Origin of the sequence: Brevundimonas sp. (assembly GCF_016742135.1) — a bacterium.
Classification (GTDB): domain Bacteria; phylum Pseudomonadota; class Alphaproteobacteria; order Caulobacterales; family Caulobacteraceae; genus Brevundimonas.
Genome location: NZ_JACVCG010000001.1, coordinates 454,158 through 473,557, shown reverse-complemented (window position 1 = coordinate 473,557; position 19,400 = coordinate 454,158). Strand labels below are relative to the sequence as shown.

Here is a 19,400-nt window from a genome sequence, read left to right as displayed (position 1 = left end):
CCAGCCTACTCGGCCGGGATCGGCTCTGGCGGTGGCGTCTGGCCGGTGACCTCCGACGGAGGCACGCCCTCCCGCACGATCTGCTCGTCTCTGGCCGTCTCGCTGATGTCGGGCGTTTCGGGCATGGCCTCGGCCACGACACTGGTTTCCGTGTCCCCGCCGGACCGCGTGTCGCAGGCCGCAAGGCCGGTGGCCAGGGCGGCGGCGGTCAAAAGGGTCGTGATCTTGCGCATGGTTTCCTCCTGTCAAAGAGGTAACCGGTCAGGGCGCACCCCGTTCCCTCACCAGCGCCGGTTATCATCCCGCCAGTAGACCCGCTCGCGACCATAGCGGTAGTCCCGGTTGTAGCCGCCAAAGCCATAGCCGCAGGGATCGTCCTCGGCCGACAGTTCGCTGCCCAGCAAAGCCCCGGCCGCGGCACCGATCAGGGCTCCCTGCTCGCGGTTGCCCTCTCCGGCCACCGCCGCACCGACGGCCGCGCCCAGCACGGCTCCGGCGCTGATGGCCCGCTCGCGGTTCTTCGCATAGTCCCGCTCGCACGCCGAGGCATAGTCGCCGTAGCCCGCCGTTGCACAGCCGCTGAGCATCAGCCCGCAGGCCGCCACCGTCGTCATTGCCAATATGGATCGCATGTCGTCTCTCCCTCAAACCCCCATCCACGAACGCAAGGGCGGGGGCGGCGTTCCGCTCCCTCATCTCCTCCCCATTCATGGGGAGGTGGCGCGGCGCATAAGCGCCGTGACGGAGGGGGCGGCGTCGCGGGTGGGAGGTCTTGTTCGGTCAAAGGCAGCGACGCCCCCTCCACCGCTGCGCGGTCCCCCTCCCCGCAAACGGGGAGGAGATGAAAAGAGCCACCTCTGATCACACTGCCTACTGCCTACTGCCTACTGCCCCCTCCCCTTCCCCCACCCCGTCCGCTCGGCTAACGACAGCCGCATGACCCTGCCCGCCCCCCTGCCCCGCCTGTCCGCTGTTGCGGGCGACTATGACCTGCTGCTGTGCGACGTCTGGGGGGTGATCCATAACGGCCGCGAGAGCTGGCCGGGCCCCTGTGCCGCGCTCAAGGCCTTCCGGGATCAGGGCGGCACCGTCGTGCTGATCTCCAACTCGCCGCGGCCGGCCTCGGATGTGGTGGCCCAGCTGGATGGACTCGGTGTGCCGCGCGCGGCCTGGGACGGCTTTGTCACCTCGGGCGACGCGACGCGGATGGAGCTGGCCAAACGCGCGCCCGGCCCGGCCCTGATCATCGGGCCCGAGCGCGATGCCCCCCTCTATGCCGGCCTCGGCCTCGACGTCACCGAAGACGTGGCGGACGCCGCCTTCGTCTCGGTCACCGGCCCCCGCGACGACACCACCGAGACGCCCGAGGACTACCGCGCCGAGCTGTCGACCGCCGCCCGGCGCGGCATCGACCTGATCTGTGCCAACCCCGACCGGGTGGTCCAGCGCGGCGACACCCTGATCTATTGCGGCGGCTCGCTTGCCGACCTCTATGAACAGCTGGGCGGCCCGGTGGTCATGGCCGGCAAGCCCTTTGCCCCCATCTATGAGCTGGCCCTGACCGAGGCCGGACGCCACCGCCCCGGCCCCGTCGACCGGTCCCGCGTGCTGTGCATCGGCGACGGAGTCATCACCGATGTGCTGGGGGCGGAACAGCAGGGCCTCGACTGCCTGTTCATCGCCCAGGGCATCCATGGCGACGCCGCGCGCGGTCCTGACGGCGCCCTGGATGCCGCCCGCGCCGGCGCCCTGCTGGCCGAGGAAGGCACCACCGCCCGCTACGCCGCTCTGGACCTCGCCTGGTAAGGCTCGCCTTCGCGCGATTCCGGCGCTAACACCGCCCGATGACACAGACGGTTAGCGCGCACCCCTCGGGCGGATACATCCTTGACGAGCTGTTCGTCGGCATGACGGCGGAAAAGGCTGTCGAGGTCACCGAGGCCCGCATCCAGCAGTTCGCCGAGGCCTCGGACGACTTCAATCCCCTGCACATGGACGAGGCCTTTGCGTCGAAGACCGCCTATCGCGGTCGCATCGCCCATGGCCTGCTCAGCGCCTCGTTCGGCTCGGCCGTGGTCGGCATGATCCTGCCGGGCGCGGGCTCCATCTTCCTCGGCCAGAACACTGCCTTCCACCGGCCGGTGAAGATCGGCGACACCGTCATCGCGCGCGTCACCGTCGCCTCCATCGATGCGGAATCGGCCCGCGTGGTCCTGCGCTGCGAGGGGCTGGTCGGCGACCAGCTGGTGCTGGACGGCGAGGCCAGTGTGCGCGTGCCGCGTCGTCGGCGTCCCGCAAAGGGCTGACGTGGCCCTGACCGTCATCGAGACCTGGCGGGACCTTCCCGCTTCCGCACAGGGCGCAGCGGTCGCCATCGGCGCCTTCGACGGCGTCCACCGGGGGCATCAGGCCGTGATCGACGCCGCGCGCCAGGTGGCCCGGCAGCGCGACCTGCCCCTCGGCGTGGTCAGCTTCGATCCCCACCCGCGCCGCTGGTTCCAGCCGGACGCCGCCCCCTTCCGCCTGATGTCGCCCGGCCAGATGGCGCGCGCCCTGGACGGCCTCGGCGTCGACCGACTGTACCGCCTGCCCTTCGACGCCGACATGGCCGCCCTGAGCGACCAGGCCTTCGCCCTCGAGGTTCTCGGTCCGGACGGACTTCACATCGGGCACGCCGCCGTCGGCTTTGACTTCACCTTCGGCAAGGGCCGCTCGGGCTCGCCCGAGGCTCTCGCCCGCTATGGCGAGCAGGCCGGCTTCACCGTCAGCCCGGTCGCCCGTGTCGATGACGCCGATGGCCTGAAGCTGTCCTCCTCGGCCGTGCGCGAGGCCCTCAAGGCCGGCGACATGGCCCGCGCCACCGCCATCCTCGGCCGCCCCTTCGCCATCGAGGGCGAGGTCATTCATGGCGACAAGCGCGGCCGCACCATCGGCGTACCGACCCTCAACATCGCGCTGGGCGACTATATGCGCCCGGCCTTCGGCATCTACGCCACCCGCACCCGTCTGGCCGAGGGCCGCGTCATCGACGGCGTCGCCAGCCTCGGCGTCCGGCCCATGTATCTGCTGGAACAGCCGCTGCTCGAGGTCTGGCTGTTCGACTTCGACGGCGACCTCTACGGCCGGACGGTAGAGACCGAGCTGGTCGCCTTCCTCCGCCCCGAAATGACCTTCGACGGCCTCGACGCCCTCAAGGTTCAGATCGAGGCCGATGCCACCGCCGCCCGCGCCGCACTGGCGGTTTCGGCTGGCCTCATGCCCGCCGCCTCTGCTAGACCGGCCTGACCATGACCGTCCGCGTGATCCGTGTGATTTCGATTAGCCGCCCGGCGTAGCGCCGCAGGGCTGACGCCTCGCGCTCGCCGGGATGCCCCGCTCAGACAGCGGAATCAAACGTCACGCGAACGATCAACGACACGAGACCTGACCTCATGGCCGACACCGGCAATAATTCTGGCGATAATGCTCCTGCTGGCCGCGACTATCGCGACACCGTCTTCCTGCCCGACACGCCCTTCCCCATGCGTGGCGGCCTGCCCAAGAAGGAGCCCGAGATCCTCGAGGCCTGGGGCGACCTCTACGCCCGCCTGCGCGCCGAGCGCCAGGCGCAGAACGCCCCCCTCTACGTTCTCCACGACGGCCCGCCCTACGCCAACGGCGACATCCACATCGGCCATGCACTGAACAAGACGCTGAAGGACTTCGTGGTCCGGTCGCGCTTCCTGCTGGGCTATGACGTCGACTATGTCCCCGGCTGGGACTGCCACGGCCTGCCGATCGAATGGAAGATCGAGGAACAGTTCCGGGCGAAAGGCCGCCGCAAGGACGAGGTGTCCAAGGCCGAGTTCCGCGCCGCCTGCCGCACCTATGCCGAGGGCTGGATCGACGTCCAGCGCGAGCAGTTCAAGCGCCTCGGCGTCACCGCCGACTGGGACAACCGCTATGCCACCATGGACTTTGGCACCGAGGCCGCCATCGTCGCCGAGTTCCACAGGTTCAAGAACTCGGGCCAGCTCTATCGTGGCTCCAAGCCCGTCATGTGGTCTCCGGTCGAGCGCACGGCGCTTGCCGAGGCCGAGATCGAATACCATGACCACGTCTCGCCCACGATCTGGGTGAAATTCCCGGTCACCGGTGCCACCGACGACCACGACGACGACCTGCTGGCCTTCCGCCACGCCACGCCCTCCATCGTCATCTGGACGACCACGCCCTGGACCATCCCGGCCAACCGCGCCATCAGCTACAGCCCCGAGATCGCCTATGGCGTCTATGAGGTCACCGCCATGGAAGAGGGCCTCGAGTTCGAGCCCTGGGCCAGACCGGGCGACCGGCTGATCCTGGCGGACAAGCTGGCTGGCGAAGTGTTCAAGGCCGCAAAGATCGCGACCTTCACCCGCCTCGGCGACATCAATCCGTCAGGGCTGGAGTGCGCCCACCCGCTGGCCGCGCTTGACCCCGGCTATGGCTATGCCGTGCCCCTGCTGGCCGGCGATCACGTGACCGACGAGGCCGGAACCGGCTTCGTCCATACCGCCCCCGGTCACGGTGCCGATGACTATGAGGTGTGGAAGGCCCACGGCCACAAGGAAGTGCCCGACACCGTCGACGCCGACGGCGCCTACTATCCCCACGTCCCCCTGTTCGCCGGGCTCAAGGTGCTGGAGACCGAGGGCAAGAAGGACAAGATCGGCAAGTTCGGCCCCGCCAACAAGGTCGTCACCGAAAAGCTGATCGAGGCCGGCAATCTGCTGGCGCGCGGCCGGATGGAGCATTCCTATCCGCACAGCTGGCGGTCCAAGGCGCCCATCATCTTCCGTAACACCCCCCAGTGGTTCATCCGCATGGATGAACCACTTACTTCCCGGAATCTGGGGTTCATCCGCATGGATCAGCCGCTCAAGTCGGGTGAAACCCTGCGTGAGACGGCGCTGACCGCCATCGACGCCACCACCTTCCATCCGGCGGCGGGCAAGAACCGCATCCGCTCCATGGTCGCCGACCGCCCCGACTGGCTGATCAGCCGCCAGCGCGCCTGGGGCACGCCGCTGGCCATGTTCGTCGACAAACAGACCGGCCAGCCCCTGCATGACGACGCGGTCGATGCGCGCATCCTCGCTGCCATCCAGGCCGGCGGCGCCGACGCCTGGTTCGAGACCCCCGATGCCGACTTCCTCGGCGCCTATGACCCCGATCAGTTTGAAAAGGTCACCGACATCCTCGATGTCTGGTTCGACTCGGGCTGCACCCACGCCTTCACGCTCGAGCCCCGCACCCCGGAGCAGGGCTATGACGGCGACCGCCCGTCGCACTGGCCCGCCGACCTCTATCTGGAAGGCTCTGACCAGCACCGCGGCTGGTTCCAGTCCAACCTGCTGGAGGGCTGCGGCACCCGTGGCCGCGCCCCCTACAAGGCGGTCCTGACCCACGGCTTCACCCAGGACGAGCAGGGCCGCAAGATGTCCAAGTCGCTGGGCAACACCACCGACCCCGCGACCGTCATCAAGGAGTCGGGCGCCGACATCCTGCGTCTGTGGGTGGCCCTGGTCGACTATGCCGAGGACCAGCGCATCGGCAAACAGATCCTTCAGACCACGGTTGAGGCCTATCGCAAGCTGCGCAACACCGTCCGCTATCTGCTGGGCGCATTGGCTGACTTCGATGAGGCGGAGCGCGTCGACTACGACCAGATGCCGCCGCTGGAGCGCTTCATCCTGCACCGCCTGTGGCAGCTGGATGGCCAGGTCCGCCAGGCCTACGAAACCTACCGCTTCCAAGACGTGATCCGTCCGGTGCTGGAGTTCTGCTCGGGCGACCTGTCGGCCCTCTATTTCGACGTCCGCAAGGACAGCCTCTACTGCGACCGCCCCGACGCGATCCGCCGTCGCGCGGCCCGCACCGTCATGCACGAGGTCTTCCTGCGCCTCACCGCCTGGCTGGCCCCCATCGTCCCCTTCACCATGGAAGAGGCCTGGACCACCCGCTACCCCGACTCCGGCACCAACTGCGCCCGCGTCATCCCCGACACCCCGGCCGAGTGGCAGAACGAGGAAGAGGCGGCGCGGTGGGAGGACCTGAAGTTTGTCATCGAGACCGCAATGGGCGCTATCGAGGTAAAGCGGCGCGATCAAAAAATCGGTAGCGGGCTGGACTTGAAATTGGTCCTCCAGACCGGAAATCCCGTGCTGGATCTCTTCGATGTTCCGGGCCAATCGCCGACCGACTTTCTTGCCGAGATCCTGCGCGTGAGCATCGTCGACGTCCTCCCCATTGAGGGCGATACACGCGATGTATGGCAGAGCACACCCGGTGAAGAGTTTCAGATCGTGGGAGGCATTCGGGTCGGCTTGAATGCGCCTGTGCGCGTCAAAGTGCTGACAATTACAGACCACCCTAAATGCGCCCGGTCGTGGAAGCGCGACGGCACCGTCGGCTCCGACCCCGACTACCCCGACCTCAGCGCCCGCGACGCCGACGCCGTCCGCTGGCTGGACGCGCGGAAGGGGTAACGCATCGTCTCCTCCCTGTCGCGCAGCGGTGGAGTGAGATGCGTGGTCATCCTCGGTCAGGCCATTCTCTCGTGCCCTTCTCCCCTTGTGGGAGAAGGTGCCCCCGGAGAAGGGGGCGGATGAGGGGTTACACTGCGATTGGACGTTCATCGCGCGGGATGAATCGAGCTCCCCGTCAACCCTCTGAGAGACCCCTCATCCGGCCCGCTCTCGCGGCCCACCTTCTCCCACAGGGGGAGAAGGACCGCTGGGTCGAAGCCCTCAGCTATGATAGCCGGCCCCAAATTCCCCCGCCCTTTCAATACCGCTCCCGTTTCCCGGACCGTTCTTCCCGACCGGGTCCAGCCGTGTGCAACACTCCTCCCGTCCCGTTGCACGGAGGGCTCGTAAGGCCTGCGACCTTGCGGCGGCGGGAGCGGATGGAGCGGGGTTGGCGGCGGAGCTGTCCGGCTTCCAGGTCTCAGGGAGGCTTCGGCAGCCGGGCGCAAGGCCCGCCGTCAACACTGGGTCGAGGGGGATACTCGATCGTCCGGGACTGAACGCAGGTTCAGCCCGCCCGCCGGGGGCGCTGCGGTAAGGCCCGAACACGGCCACCCGACGCAAGCTCCCGGAAAACCGTCTGCGCGGAGCGTCTGTCTTCGTCGAAACGGTAAACTCTATTCACTCCGGGCGAAGGCCCGGCGCTCCGCCTGCCCTCCACCCTCTGCCCCCGGGCGAGAGGCGAACAATCACGTCTCCTCCCCATCGCCGATGGGGAGGGGGACCACGAAGTGGTGGAGGGGTTCTTGCCTCGTGCTCGACCTGGAGAGCCCCTCCGTCACGGCGCAAGCGCCGCGCCACCTCCCCGACTTCGTCAGGGAGGAGAGTCTGATCTACGCCCGCACCGCCCCGGTCCGGCCCTCAACCCCCAACGCCACCAGCGCCGTCGCGGCGATCTGGTCGGCGTTCAGGCCGGCGGCGGCATATTGCAGCTCGGGCTTGTCGTGGTCCTGGAAGACATCGGGCAGGTGCAGGGTGCGGATCTTGAGCCCGCCGTCCAGCGCGCCCTTGTCGGCCAGCATCTGCAGCACAAAGCCGCCGAAGCCGCCGATCGCGCCCTCCTCGACCGTGATCAGCACCTCATGCTCGCGGGCCAGACGCAGGATCAGATCCTCGTCCAGCGGCTTGGCGAAGCGCGCATCGGCGACTGTGGTCGACACACCGCGCGCCGCCAGCGCCTCGGCGGCCTTCAGCGATTCCTGCAGCCGCGTGCCGAGGCTCAGGATGGCGACCGTCGTCCCCTCGCGCACGATCCGGCCCTTGCCGATCGCCAGCGGGGCGGCCAGTTCGGGGATCTCGACCCCGACGCCATCGCCGCGCGGATAGCGGAAGGCGCTCGGCCGGTCGTCGATCTCGAGGCTGGTGGCGATCATCGCGGCCAGTTCGGCCTCGTCTGCCGCGGCCATCAGCACCATGCCCGGCAGGGCGCCCATATAGCCGATGTCGAAACTGCCCGCGTGGGTCGAGCCGTCGGCGCCCACCAGTCCGGCCCGGTCCATGGCAAAGCGCACCGGCAGCGACTGGATGGCCACATCGTGGACGACCTGGTCATAACCGCGCTGCAGGAAGGTCGAATAGATGGCGCACACCGGTTTCATCCCGTCGGCCGCCAGCCCGGCGCAGAAGGTCACCGCGTGCTGCTCGGCAATGCCCACATCGAACGTCCGCTCGGGGAAGGCCTGGCCGAACAGGTCCAGCCCCGTGCCCGACGGCATGGCCGCCGTCACCGCCACGATCGACGGATCGCGCCCGGCCCGCTTGATCAGCTCGGTGCCGAACACCTTTGTATAGCTGGGCGCGTTGGAGACGGCCTTGGACTGCTTGCCCGACACCACGTCGAACTTGACCACCCCGTGGTATTTGTCGGCGCTGTTCTCGGCGGGGGCATAGCCCTTGCCCTTCTGGGTCACCACATGGACCAGCACGGGCCGGTCGGTGATGGCTGCGGCATTCTTCAGCACCGGCACCAGGGCCTCCATGTCGTGCCCGTCGATGGGCCCGACGTAGTAGAAGCCCAGTTCCTCGAAGAAGGTGCCCCCCGTGACCATGCCCCGGGTGTATTCCTCGGCCTTGCGCGCCGCGTCGCGGAACGGGCGCGGCAAGTGCTCGGCCACCTTCTTTCCGAAGCGCCGCATGTTCTGATAGGCACCGCCGGACACCAGCTTGGCCAGATAGGCGCTCATCCCCCCGACCGGCGGGGCGATCGACATATCGTTGTCGTTCAGGATCACCGTCAGCTGGCCGGTCGTCTCGGCCGCATTGTTCATCGCCTCATAGGCCATGCCCGCCGACATGGAGCCGTCGCCGATCACCGCCACCACCTTGTTGCTCTCGCCCTTCCGGTCGCGGGCTGCGGCAAAGCCGAGCGCCGCCGAGATCGAGGTCGAGGCATGCGCCGCGCCGAACGGGTCGTAGTCGCTCTCCGACCGCTTGGTGAAGCCCGACAGGCCCCCGCCCTGACGCAGGGTGCGGATGCGGTCGCGCCGCCCGGTCAGGATCTTGTGCGGATAGCACTGGTGCCCGACGTCCCAGATCAGAATGTCCTTCGGCGTCTCGAACACATGGTGCAGGGCCACGGTCAGCTCCACCACGCCCAGCGCCGAGCCCAGATGCCCGCCGGTCACCGACACGGCATCGATCACCTCGGCCCGCAGCTCATCGGCCAGCTGCTTCAGCTGGGGTGTGGTCAGGCCACGCGAGTCGGCGGGAACCTTGACGGTGTCGAGCAGGGGGGTATCGGGCATGAAACAGGCTCAGTGTCGGGCGCGAGATCGCCCTCTGCCTTCTCTACATGATTGACCGGGGTACGGAACACCAGTGAGGGATTCCTGAGGAATGCCTGATTGCCGCAGCCGATCCCGTCAGGAGCGCCGCTGCAGCACCACATCGACGCAGGCCTTCAGCATTTCGGCCTCGTCGCCGAAGACCTCCAGATGCCCGCGTGCCTGATCGCGCAGGTGGGCGACCCGCTCACGGGCGGCTTCCAGCCCCAGCAGGGTGACGAAATTGGTCTTGCCCAGCCGGGCGTCCTTGCCGCCGGCCGCCTTGCCCAGCAGGGCCTCGTCCCCCTCGGCGTCCAGCACATCGTCGACGATCTGATAGGCCAGCCCCAGATCATGGGCAAAGGCGATCAGGGCGGTGCGCCGTTCGTCGCGGATGTCGCCGATGATCAGCGGAATCTCGAAGGCGTGGGTGATCAGGGCCCCGGTCTTCAGCCGCTGCATCCGCGCCACCCCGCCCAGATCGTCGCGTACCCCCATCAGGTCGATCATCTGGCCGCCCGCCATGCCCCGGGCCCCGGAGGCATAGGACAGCCGGCGCGCCAGCTCGCAGCGGATGGCCGGATCGTCATGCGTGTCCGGGTCCAGCAGGATGTCGAACGCTGCTGTCTGCAGCGCGTCCCCGGCCAGCACCGCCGTCGCCTCGTCATAGGCGCGGTGCAGCGTCGGACGACCCCGCCGCATGTCGTCGTCGTCCATGCAGGGCAGGTCGTCATGGATCAGCGAATAGGCGTGCACGCATTCCAGCGCGCAGGCCGCCCGCAGCACCGGTCCCTCGTCCAGATCGAACAGACGCGAGGCCTCGATGGCGAAGAAGGGACGCAGCCGCTTGCCCGGCCCCAGCGCCGCATAGCGCATGGCCTCGGTCAGGCGGGACTCCGGACCATCTGCCCGGGGCAGCAGTTCGTCCAGCGCCACAGTGATCAGGTCGGCGACCTCGGCGATCCGGTCGATCACCGCCTGCTCCGGCGAATTGGCGGCCAGCGGGATCAAAACAGGCGCCCGCCGACCGGAACCTCGCGGTCGACCCCGACCAGCACGACCTCGCCCTCGGCATCGGGAAAGCCGAGGGTCAGCACCTCGGACCTCATCGGGCCGATCTGGCGCGGCGGGAAGTTGACCACGGCGGCGACCTTGCGGCCCACCAGCTGGTCGAGGGTGTAATGGCGGGTGATCTGGGCCGAGGATTTCCTGACCCCGATGTCGGGGCCGAAATCGATCGTCAGCCTGAAGGCGGGCTTCCGCGCCTCGGGAAAGGGCTCGGCGGTGACGATCCGACCCACGCGCACGTCAACCTTCAGGAAGTCATCAAAGGTGATCTGATCGGCGGCGGGCCCGGCCATCACTCGAACCCGGCTGGTTCGGCCCGGGCCGCCTGGCCGTCGGGGCCGACGACGATCTGTTCGACGCGCAGCTGGGCGGCCTTCAGCCGTTCCTCGCACAGGGCCTTCAGCCGGGCCCCCTCTTCGTACAGGGTGATGGACTCTTCCAGCGGTGCCTGGCCCGACTCGAGCCGCGAGACGATGCTCTCCAGTCGCGAGAGCGCCTCCTCGAAGGACAGGTCCGGATCGGTCTTGGGAAGGTCGGCGGTCATGGCTGCGGTTCTGACAGGCCCGGTCAGGACAGGCAAGACAGGGGGCGGCTCAGCGTCTCACGAACCGTCGCTGCGACCAGTACTTGAAGCCCTGATTGTGGGCCAGCCGCCAGCCGTGGGCCTTCAGCCGCCGACCGACCATGTGGTTGAAATAGCCGTGGGCCAGGACCAGCACATCGCCTCCCATGGCGGCCTTTTCGATCAGCAGGCGGGCGGCGCGATCGGCCCGGGCCTCAGCCTCGCGCCGGGTCTCCTGTCCCTGATGGTGGTCAAAGGCATGCCACCAGAAGCGCGACACCACGCCCCACCAGCGGGGCGACAGCTTGAACCAGTCGGGAAAGGGCGGCGGAGGCAGCGGAGCCTCGATGAACAGGGCGTCGCTGATCACCTCGCGATCCCCCGAAATGGCAGCGGCCGTCTCTATGGCGCGCTGGCGGGTCGACGACAGGATCAGGGCGGCCCCCTCTGCGGTCGCCAGCAGTTCGGCCGGCGGCGTCTGGCCTTCCAGCAGGCCGCCCAGCTCATATTTGCCCCACCAGTCGCGGTACTGACGTGCGGTGATCAGGCATTTGCGCGACAGGGCCGGCTCGCCGTGGCGGGCCAGCACAATGTCACCGCTGGTCCCGGGCAGGGGCATGGCCGATTCGGCATCCCTGCGCGTGTGGTCCGCAGCCAGATCGTTGAGGCGGTCGGGGTCAAGCATGGCGCCGGGGCGGCTGGCGACAGCAAGACTGTCGGTCGACGTGTCCCTCATTCCTCCCCCAGTGCCTGAACATGGGCCACGGCGGATCGCCCCAGGCCCTCGAGGTCGTAGCCCCCCTCCAGCGAACTGACAACCTTGCCCGAACAGACCCGCCTCGCGACCTCGACCACCGCACGCGTTGCCCAGGCGAAATCCTCGGCCTCAAGGCTCTGGTGCGCCAGCGGATCCCGCCTGTGTGCATCGAACCCGGCCGAGATCAGGATCAGGTCGGGCGAGAAGGCTTCCAGAGCCGGCATCAGGCGGTCGGCAAAGGTCCGGCGCCAGGCCTCGCGGGCTGCATGAGGCTCGACCGCCGCATTGACGATATTGCCGACGCCCGTCTCGGACGGCGCGCCGGTGCCGGGATAGAGGGGCATCTGATGGATCGAGGCCAGGAACAGCGTCGGGTCTGCCTCAAAGGCCGCCTGGGTCCCATTGCCGTGGTGCACGTCAAAATCCACCACCGCGACGCGCCCTGCCCCCTCGGCCTGCGCCGCCCGGGCGGCCACGGCGACATTGGAGAACAGGCAGAACCCCATCGACCGGTTCGGCTCGGCATGGTGGCCGGGCGGCCGGATCGCGCAGAAAGCCCGGTCCATGTCGCTGGCCATAACTGCCCGCACGGCATCGACCACAGCCCCTGCAGCCAGAAGGGCGGCCCGCACACTCCCGGGCGACAGGTGGGTATCGGCGTCCAGCGATACCCGACCGACCTCGGGCGAGGCGTTCAGGATGTTGGCCACATAGTCGACCGGATGCAGACGCTCCAGGTCCTCGACCGAGGCCTCGGTCGCCGCGCGACGGTTGCCGTCCAGTCCGGAGTCCGCCAGCGCCGCCAGCACCGCCTCTAACCGCTCGGGCCGCTCGGGATGGCCGATGCCGGGCTGGTGTCCGGTCATGTCGGGATGGGTGAAGATCGGCAGGGTCATTGCGACAAGACTAGGCCGCGAATCCCGCCTTGTCGCCTGCCTCTCAAGAGCGTGATAAGCGCCCCGTATGAGCGACATCCTGATCCGCCCGGCCCGCCTGACCGACGCCGCCGCCCTGTCCGAAGCCGGGTCCCGCACCTTCGTCGAGACCTTCATGGAGGGCTTCGGCATTCCCTATCCCGAGGACGACCTGGCCGTCTTCATGGAACAGGTGTTCAGCCTGGAGGCCACCCGGGTCCGGCTGTCCGACCCGGCCATGGGCTGGTGGGTGGCCGAGCGCGACCACCGGCTGCTGGGCTTTGCCAATACGGGCCCGAACGCCCTGCCCCATCCGGACGCCCGGCCCGGCGAGACCGAACTGAAACGGCTGTACATCCTCAAGGAGGCCCAGGGGCTGGGCCTTGGCACCCGCCTGCTCAAGGTCGCCATGGACTGGATGACCGAACACGGTACCGGCGCCCAGTGGATCGGCGTCTGGAGCGGCAATCTGAAGGCCCAGAAGCTCTATGCCGCCCATGGCTTCGAGAAAGCCGGCGAATACCAGTTCCCCGTCGGCAAATGGATGGACGACGAGTTCATCCTGAGGAAACCGGCCTGATCCCGGCATGGACGCGGGGTCAGCGGCATGGTCTGTTAGCCGCCTGTTCCACTGAGGGTCCCACCATGGTGCGTCACCTTTCCGCGGCCGCGATTGGCCTTTACCTGCTGATCCTGCCGGTTGCGGCCACAGCCCAATCCGTAAGTGTGGAAGCCGCCCGCGACCATGCGGACGCGATCATCGCCAGCTCCCGAGGGGCTGCCTTCCTGACCAATGTCACCGACTCGACGCTTCCACGGGTCCGTCATGGACCGAGCGGCATGGTCTGCGAATTTCCGGGGGCGGATGCGCGCGACAACATCCGGGTGTTTGACCGTTCCGGTCTCGACATCGGCTGTGGATCCTGGAGGGGATCGACCTTCGTCACCCTCTTCGCCACCCGCTATGACGAGGTCTACACACCCGAGGAGGTCATGGAATCGGCGATACGCGCCCTGAGAAACGGCGCACCCGATGCGCGCCCGGTCGACCGGAACTTCTCCATCACGACCCTGCCGGGACAGCCGCAGCCCCTGCTGGCCGTCTTCGATATGAGCCTGTCCGGACAGCCCGTGCGCAGCCTGATCCTCGTTCGCCACATCGGCGAGTGGAGCTTCAAGGCGCGGGGTACCGGTCCTTCAACCGATGACACCGTCGTCGAGGTATCCAGCATGGCGCTCGCCCGGGCTCTTCCTCGCGAGGCCGGGAGCGACTGACGCCCGAATGCTCCTCCCCTTCTTCACGGCCCTGCGGGATGCCCGGGTCCCGGTCTCGCTCAAGGAATGGCTGTTCCTGATGGAGGCCATGGACAAGCGCGTCCTGACCGCCGGCACCCGTGTCGAGGACTTCTACCACCTGTCGCGGGCCATCCTGATCAAGGATGAGAAACACTACGACCGGTTCGATCAGGTGTTCGGCAAGGTGTTCAAGGGGATGGAGACCGTCGGCGCGGGCGAGGAGCCGGATGTCGGTGGCGTGCCCGAGGACTGGCTGAAGCTGCTTAATGAAAAATACCTGACCGACGAGCAGAAGGCCGAGATCGAGGCCCTTGGCGGCTTCGAAAAGTTGATGGAGACGCTGAAACAGCGCCTGGAGGAACAGCACGACCGGCATCAGGGCGGCAACAAATGGATCGGCACGGGCGGCACCAGCCCCTTCGGCAACGGCGGCTATAACCCCGAGGGGGTTCGCATCGGCGGCAAGTCGCAGCACGGTCGGGCGGTCAAGGTATGGGAAAAGCGCGAATACCGAAACCTCGACGACTCGGTCGAGCTGGGCACTCGCAACATCAAGGTGGCACTCCGCCGTCTGCGCCGGTTCGCCCGTCAGGGCACGCCGGACGAACTGGACATGGACGCCACCATAGACGGCACCGCGCGCCAGGGCTGGCTGGACATCCAGATGCGGCCCGAGCGGCGCAACACAATCAAGGTGCTGCTGTTCCTCGACATCGGTGGCTCGATGGATGGGCACGTCAAGCTGTGCGAGGAGCTGTTCTCGGCCGCAAAATCCGAATTTCGGCACCTTGAGTTCTTCTACTTCCACAACTGCCTTTACGAGGGCGTGTGGAAGGACAACCGGCGCCGGCATGAGGCGCGGACCCCGACGTGGGAAGTCCTGAACCGCTATCCCGGCGACTGGCGGGCCGTGATCGTCGGCGACGCCACCATGAGTCCCTATGAGGTCACCATGCCCGGCGGCTCGGTCGAGCACTGGAATGAAGAAGCCGGCGCGGTATGGCTGAAACGCCTGCGCCAGCAGTGGCCAAAGTCGGCCTGGCTGAATCCGGTGCCCGAGCGCTACTGGGCCTATACGCCCTCGGTCGGCCTGATCCGGGAGGTGATGGAGGACCAGATGTTCCCCTTGACTCTCGACGGCCTGGAGCGCGCCATGCGCTCCTTGGCCCGATAGGCCGACGACCACCAGAAGGAGGCGTCCATGCTCGGTGCAATCATCCTGGGTCTGGTCCTGCAGGACCCCGCCCTGCCGCAATGGGCCCGCGAAGACCCCTTTGCCTGGGAGCGCGCCCGCTGCCATCCCCAGATCCGGGGCGATACTCCGCTGGAGTCCTGCCAGTTCCGCGTCCGGCAACAGCTGGCGGCCGAGCTGGGCGACAGCCTGCCCGAGGCCCTGCGCCCGACTACCTCGCTCGAGGCCTGCGCCCGCGCCCAGGCCGAGGCCAACTTCGCCGTCCAGTGCGGCCAGTCCCGTGAAGTTCGCGGGCCGGCGGGACCACAGCTGCGCGAACCGGCACGCTGCAGTACCCGCCCCCGTGCCCGGCCCGACGGCGGCGTGATCTGGGAAGAGGTCTGCGATCCGGCCGGCTCGCGCGAGGATACCGGCGGCTTGCGGATCAACCTGTCGGGACAGAATTGAAAAGGCCACCGTCCTGCGACGGTGGCCCTTCGATCCGGCGGAATGATCCGGATCAGGTCTTGATGTCTTCCTTGACGTCACCAAAGGTCTTCTGGACCTTGCCTTCGACCTGATCGGCCTTGCCTTCGGCCTCCAGCCTGTGGTTGCCGGTCATGTCGCCTGCGGCGTCCTTGACGTTGCCCATGGCTTCCTTGGCGCGGCCTTCAATTTGATCCTTGTTAGGCATCACTGTTCTCCTGGGATTGGCGAACCCGGTGTTCGCCCGATGCCAATTCAACAGGTTCGGCCCGCCGTCGTTCCCCGGATCACGCGGGTTTGTGAGTCCTCAGCCACATGGTCACAGCCCACGCATGAGCCTCGTGGCGGAGGCTCACCAACGCCTCCAACGGGTCCAGCCAGATCAACTCGTGGTCATCCTCGACCTTGCCGGAGGGGGTGGGGTCCAGCAGGCGCAGCGTCCAGAAGCCACCCCTGTTGTTGACCGTTCGCCCATCGCTCTTGTCCACGAACTGGGCCGCCTCGGTCAGGCGAGCATCGACGGCAACGCGCAGGCCCGTCTCCTCGCGATACTCCCGCACGACCGCCTCCGCCTCGGACTCATCCCCGTCCCGCGCGCCGCCCGGCAGATCGAGGTAGCTGTTCTCGCCCCGGTCTATCCGGACGCAGGCAAGCCGCCCCCCGTGCACCAGAAGGCCGAACGCCGTGGGGCGCGGCGCATAGGTGCGGTCAGGTCTGGCATATCCGAACTGCAACATGTGTCCGGCCTAGAGATCGAAGGCCAGGCGGGCGCGCACGCCCTTGTGCGCCGTGTCGAAATCGACCTTCGAGCGCAAACCACCCGCCATGGCCGCGATGATCTTTGAGCCCAGCCCCGTGCCCTTCGGCCCTTGCGACGGGTCGCCCAGACCGACGCCGTCGTCCTCGACCGTCAGCAGGGCTCGCCCCTCGCCATCAGCCTTGAGGTGGACGCGAATGTCCCCGCCCTGACCGGGTTGATAGGCATATTTGACAGCGTTGGTGACCAGTTCGGTTACGATCACACCCAGGGAGACCGCCTGATCGGTTCCGACCTTCATGGGGTCGGCGTCCAGGGTCAGGTTGGGCGCGCTGTCCTCACGGCCCAGGGAAGCGGAGAGTTCCTCGATCAGGCTCTTCAGATACTCGTCCACGGCCACCTGGGCCATGTCGCCCGAGGTGTACAGCCTGCGGTGCACATGCGCGACCGCCTCGATGCGGGCCTGGGCCTCGCGCAGGGCGTCCCGGGCCGCCCCGTCCGCCAACTGCCGCATCTGCAGCGAGATGAAACTGGACACCAGCTGAAGCGAATTGCCCACCCGGTGGTTGACCTCGCGCAGCATGGCCTCGGCCCGGTCGCGAGCCATGCGGACCTCGTCCTGGGCGGTCTCGTTCTCCCGCTGCAGGCGGCGCCGGTTGTGGGCGTCCTCGATGGCCGAGCGCAGGAGCGAGGTGAAATCCTCCGACACGTCCTTGATCACATAGTCCGCGGCCCCGGCGCGAAGGGCGGCCACGGCAATGCGGCCTTCCTGGGCCCCGGTGACATAGACGACCGGCGGCGGGTCCGGCAGGGCCAGGATATCCGGCAGGACGTCCAGGCCATCGCGCTCGGGCATGTAGTGGTCCAGGGCGCAGACGTCGAACACCTGCCCGCTTTTCAGGCACTCCAGCCCTGCCTCGCCATCAGCGGCGCAGGTCACCACAAAGCCCTGACGGCCAAGCTCCTTCTCGACCAGCCGCGACAGGCCGCGGTCGTCGTCGATGTACAGCAGGCGCAAGGGTGTGGTCAGCGGTTCCAAACAGTGCTCATTCAATCGATTTCGGGAGCCTGGATGACCGACAGGAACAGGCCCAGCTGCCGGATGGCTTCCGAGAAGGATTCATACTCCACCGGCTTGGTGATGTAGACATTGCAGCCCAGATCATAGCACCGCTGGATTTCCGTCTTGTCGTCGGTAGTGGTCAGGATCACCACGGGCGCGCGCCGCAGCCGGGCATCCGACTTGATCTTCTCCAGAATGTCGGTGCCCGACATGTCCGGCAGGTTCAGATCCAGAAGGATCAGCAGTGGACCATTGGCCAGCACCGCCTCGCTGAACAGATGCTCCAGCGCCGAGGTGCCGTCGGCGAAATGTTCGATCTCGTTCGAGATGTTGGCCCGACGGATGTTCTTCTCAATCAGTCGCGCGTGGCCGTGATCGTCCTCGATCATCAGAATTTTGACGGGTGTGGTCATGACAGGGTTCCGTTGTCCGAGACGTAGAGACGTTTGGGAAATTTGAGGATGAATGTCGAGCCTTCGCCCAGTCTCGACTCCACGGCGATGTCGCCGCCCATGCGGCGAATGCTGTTCCTGACGAAGGCCAGCCCCAGGCCCTCGCCCGGCTGGTCCTGTTTGCCCGATCGCCGGAACAGTTCGAAGATCCGCTGGTGGTCGCGCTCGGAGATGCCCCGGCCGTTGTCGATGATCCGGTATTCGACCATGCCGTCGGCCAGATCCTGACCTTCGATCCGGATACGCCCCGGACGCTTCGGATCCAGATATTTGACCGCATTGTCGATCATATTGCCGAACACCTGCTCCAGCGACAGGCGATCGCCGGTCAGCACCGGCAGCTCGGCCACCTCGATCTCGGCACCGGCGCTTTCCGTCTGATGGTTCACGCTGTCGGCAATCTTGCCGACCATGGCCGTCATATTGATGGGCTCCGCGGAGAGCACCCGTCGCCCATCGCGGGACAGCTTGAGGATGGCGTTGATCAGCCGGTCCATCTTTTCAGTGGAGGCGCGGATGAAGCTGATGGCCTCGGGCACATCCTCACGCACGGCGACCAGGGCATCGCGCTCCAGCACACCCGGTGCCTCGGTTTCGACCCTGGTCATCTGGCGGTCGATGGTCTTGCCCGCCTGCTCGAGTTCTGAGGTGTAGCCCATCACATTGACCAGGGGCGCGCGCAGGTCGTGGCTGACGATATAGGCGAAACGCTGGACCTCCTCATTGGCCCGGATGAGGTCGCCCGTGCGGTCCCGGACCTCATTCTCCAGATTGGCATTGATCCGATCCAGTTCGTAGTGCGCGGCCTGCATCTCCCGCAGGTAACGCAGCACGATCCAGGCCATGATCCCGGCCAGCATCAGGACCAGAACGGCCGCCATGGCGTTGACGCCGATGGTCGCCCGCGCGGACCATTCGGACTGCTGACGGCGGGCGTCGAACCGTTCGCTTTCGATCAAGTCGATGTCGGCGAGTTCCGCTCGCATGGCGTCCATCAGTTCCCTGCCCCGTCCGTCGCGGACGATCTGAACCGCGTCGCCGGCTCGACCGCTCCGGGCCAGGGCGATGCTGGCGTCCATTACACTCAGCCGTTCTCGGGTCAGATCCCGCAGGCGGTCGACCCGTTGGCGCACCTGCGGATCATCTGCCGTCAGATCGTCTAGTTCCTGCATCACCAGCGGCAGGTCGCGGATGGCATCGTCATGGATGGCCAGAAACTGCTGGCGCCCCGTCAGCAGATAGCCCCGCTGGCCGGTTTCGGCGTCCACAAGACGGGTCAGGACGTCGCGCGCGGCCATCTGGACGCGAAGGCTGCGATCGAGGCTGTCATTGAACTGGGCCGTGCGACCGATCATGAAGAAGGTCGCCAGATTGACGACCAGCAGAAGCACAAGCGCCAGCGACAGCAAACCAAGCAGTGACCGCCCAAGGCTGGCCGTGCGCAGGAAGCGGCTGAATGCCGTCAGATTTTCACGGAGGTCCCAGGCCATCGCGGCCACGTTTACCCGCCCCCCTCGCCAAGTCCAGTCGCGTGTCGGGTGAAACCTTCGACGCCCCCGCGATT

At 67.3% G+C, this 19,400-nt stretch carries 21 protein-coding genes; 8 read left to right on the top strand and 13 right to left on the bottom strand.

The window, feature by feature from the left end; all coding sequences use genetic code 11:
• Positions 1-5 precede the first annotated feature (5 nt).
• Positions 6-233, bottom strand: a complete 228-nt coding sequence (locus tag IBJ06_RS02330; protein ID WP_292156905.1) for a hypothetical protein — start codon at positions 231-233, stop codon at positions 6-8.
• 48 nt (positions 234-281) lie between these two features.
• Positions 282-632, bottom strand: coding sequence for a glycine zipper 2TM domain-containing protein (locus tag IBJ06_RS02325; protein WP_292156904.1), 351 nt, complete (start codon positions 630-632; stop codon positions 282-284).
• Positions 633-936: 304 nt separating this feature from the next.
• On the opposite strand from IBJ06_RS02325, the gene IBJ06_RS02320 reads away from it, so the two are divergent.
• The 4 genes from IBJ06_RS02320 (at position 937) to ileS (ending at position 6,509) form a co-directional block, all read left to right on the top strand.
• Positions 937-1,806 (top strand): TIGR01459 family HAD-type hydrolase, encoded by an 870-nt coding sequence (locus IBJ06_RS02320; RefSeq protein WP_292156903.1) that lies wholly within the window; start codon positions 937-939, stop codon positions 1,804-1,806.
• A gap of 38 nt (positions 1,807-1,844) precedes the next feature.
• The gene (locus tag IBJ06_RS02315) at positions 1,845-2,306 is read left to right on the top strand and encodes a MaoC family dehydratase (protein ID WP_209120741.1); all 462 of its coding nucleotides are present in this window, start codon (positions 1,845-1,847) and stop codon (positions 2,304-2,306) included.
• 1 nt (position 2,307) lies between these two features.
• Positions 2,308-3,285, top strand: a complete 978-nt coding sequence (locus tag IBJ06_RS02310; RefSeq protein WP_292156902.1) for a bifunctional riboflavin kinase/FAD synthetase — start codon at positions 2,308-2,310, stop codon at positions 3,283-3,285.
• Between the two features lie 146 nt (positions 3,286-3,431).
• Positions 3,432-6,509 (top strand): isoleucine--tRNA ligase, encoded by a 3,078-nt coding sequence (gene ileS, locus IBJ06_RS02305; RefSeq protein ID WP_292156901.1) that lies wholly within the window; start codon positions 3,432-3,434, stop codon positions 6,507-6,509.
• A gap of 872 nt (positions 6,510-7,381) precedes the next feature.
• On the opposite strand, the gene dxs is transcribed toward ileS, so the two are convergent.
• The 6 genes from dxs to IBJ06_RS02275 form a co-directional block, all read right to left on the bottom strand.
• Positions 7,382-9,292 carry a 1-deoxy-D-xylulose-5-phosphate synthase gene (gene dxs / locus IBJ06_RS02300; protein WP_292156900.1) on the bottom strand — a complete coding sequence of 637 codons (1,911 nt, stop codon included), beginning with the start codon at positions 9,290-9,292 and terminating at the stop codon, positions 7,382-7,384.
• A gap of 117 nt (positions 9,293-9,409) precedes the next feature.
• Positions 9,410-10,285, bottom strand: a complete 876-nt coding sequence (locus IBJ06_RS02295) for a polyprenyl synthetase family protein (RefSeq protein ID WP_292157273.1) — start codon at positions 10,283-10,285, stop codon at positions 9,410-9,412.
• A 32-nt stretch (positions 10,286-10,317) separates the two neighbouring features.
• On the bottom strand, positions 10,318-10,671 hold the full coding sequence (locus tag IBJ06_RS02290) for a tRNA-binding protein (RefSeq protein WP_292156899.1): 354 nt from the start codon (positions 10,669-10,671) through the stop codon (positions 10,318-10,320).
• On the bottom strand, positions 10,671-10,922 hold the full coding sequence (locus IBJ06_RS02285) for an exodeoxyribonuclease VII small subunit (protein WP_292156898.1): 252 nt from the start codon (positions 10,920-10,922) through the stop codon (positions 10,671-10,673). Before IBJ06_RS02285 ends, IBJ06_RS02290 begins: the two co-directional genes overlap by 1 nt.
• Before the next feature lie 49 nt (positions 10,923-10,971).
• Positions 10,972-11,559, bottom strand: coding sequence for a histidine phosphatase family protein (locus tag IBJ06_RS02280; protein ID WP_292157272.1), 588 nt, complete (start codon positions 11,557-11,559; stop codon positions 10,972-10,974).
• 113 nt (positions 11,560-11,672) lie between these two features.
• Positions 11,673-12,593 carry a histone deacetylase family protein gene (locus tag IBJ06_RS02275; protein ID WP_292156897.1) on the bottom strand — a complete coding sequence of 307 codons (921 nt, stop codon included), beginning with the start codon at positions 12,591-12,593 and terminating at the stop codon, positions 11,673-11,675.
• 67 nt (positions 12,594-12,660) lie between these two features.
• On the opposite strand from IBJ06_RS02275, the gene IBJ06_RS02270 reads away from it, so the two are divergent.
• From IBJ06_RS02270 to IBJ06_RS02255, 4 genes are all read left to right on the top strand, one after another.
• On the top strand, positions 12,661-13,191 hold the full coding sequence (locus IBJ06_RS02270; protein ID WP_292156896.1) for a GNAT family N-acetyltransferase: 531 nt from the start codon (positions 12,661-12,663) through the stop codon (positions 13,189-13,191).
• Positions 13,192-13,256: 65 nt separating this feature from the next.
• The gene (locus IBJ06_RS02265; protein WP_292156895.1) at positions 13,257-13,886 is read left to right on the top strand and encodes a hypothetical protein; all 630 of its coding nucleotides are present in this window, start codon (positions 13,257-13,259) and stop codon (positions 13,884-13,886) included.
• Between the two features lie 7 nt (positions 13,887-13,893).
• The gene (locus IBJ06_RS02260) at positions 13,894-15,081 is read left to right on the top strand and encodes a VWA domain-containing protein (protein ID WP_292156894.1); all 1,188 of its coding nucleotides are present in this window, start codon (positions 13,894-13,896) and stop codon (positions 15,079-15,081) included.
• Positions 15,082-15,108: 27 nt separating this feature from the next.
• Positions 15,109-15,546, top strand: a complete 438-nt coding sequence (locus IBJ06_RS02255; RefSeq protein WP_292156893.1) for a hypothetical protein — start codon at positions 15,109-15,111, stop codon at positions 15,544-15,546.
• Between the two features lie 52 nt (positions 15,547-15,598).
• Here IBJ06_RS02255 and IBJ06_RS02250 read toward each other — a convergent pair whose 3' ends face one another.
• The 5 genes from IBJ06_RS02250 to IBJ06_RS02230 all read right to left on the bottom strand — a co-directional run bounded on the left by IBJ06_RS02250 (position 15,599) and on the right by IBJ06_RS02230 (position 19,326).
• The gene (locus tag IBJ06_RS02250) at positions 15,599-15,772 is read right to left on the bottom strand and encodes a CsbD family protein (protein WP_292156892.1); all 174 of its coding nucleotides are present in this window, start codon (positions 15,770-15,772) and stop codon (positions 15,599-15,601) included.
• Positions 15,773-15,851: 79 nt separating this feature from the next.
• Positions 15,852-16,301 (bottom strand): NUDIX domain-containing protein, encoded by a 450-nt coding sequence (locus IBJ06_RS02245; RefSeq protein ID WP_292156891.1) that lies wholly within the window; start codon positions 16,299-16,301, stop codon positions 15,852-15,854.
• A 9-nt stretch (positions 16,302-16,310) separates the two neighbouring features.
• The gene (locus tag IBJ06_RS02240; RefSeq protein WP_292156890.1) at positions 16,311-17,360 is read right to left on the bottom strand and encodes a histidine kinase dimerization/phosphoacceptor domain -containing protein; all 1,050 of its coding nucleotides are present in this window, start codon (positions 17,358-17,360) and stop codon (positions 16,311-16,313) included.
• Positions 17,361-17,371: 11 nt separating this feature from the next.
• Complete coding sequence (locus IBJ06_RS02235; protein WP_292156889.1) at positions 17,372-17,797, bottom strand: response regulator; 426 nt, start codon at positions 17,795-17,797, stop codon at positions 17,372-17,374.
• Positions 17,794-19,326 carry a sensor histidine kinase gene (locus IBJ06_RS02230; protein ID WP_292156888.1) on the bottom strand — a complete coding sequence of 511 codons (1,533 nt, stop codon included), beginning with the start codon at positions 19,324-19,326 and terminating at the stop codon, positions 17,794-17,796. Before IBJ06_RS02230 ends, IBJ06_RS02235 begins: the two co-directional genes overlap by 4 nt.
• Positions 19,327-19,400 lie beyond the last annotated feature (74 nt).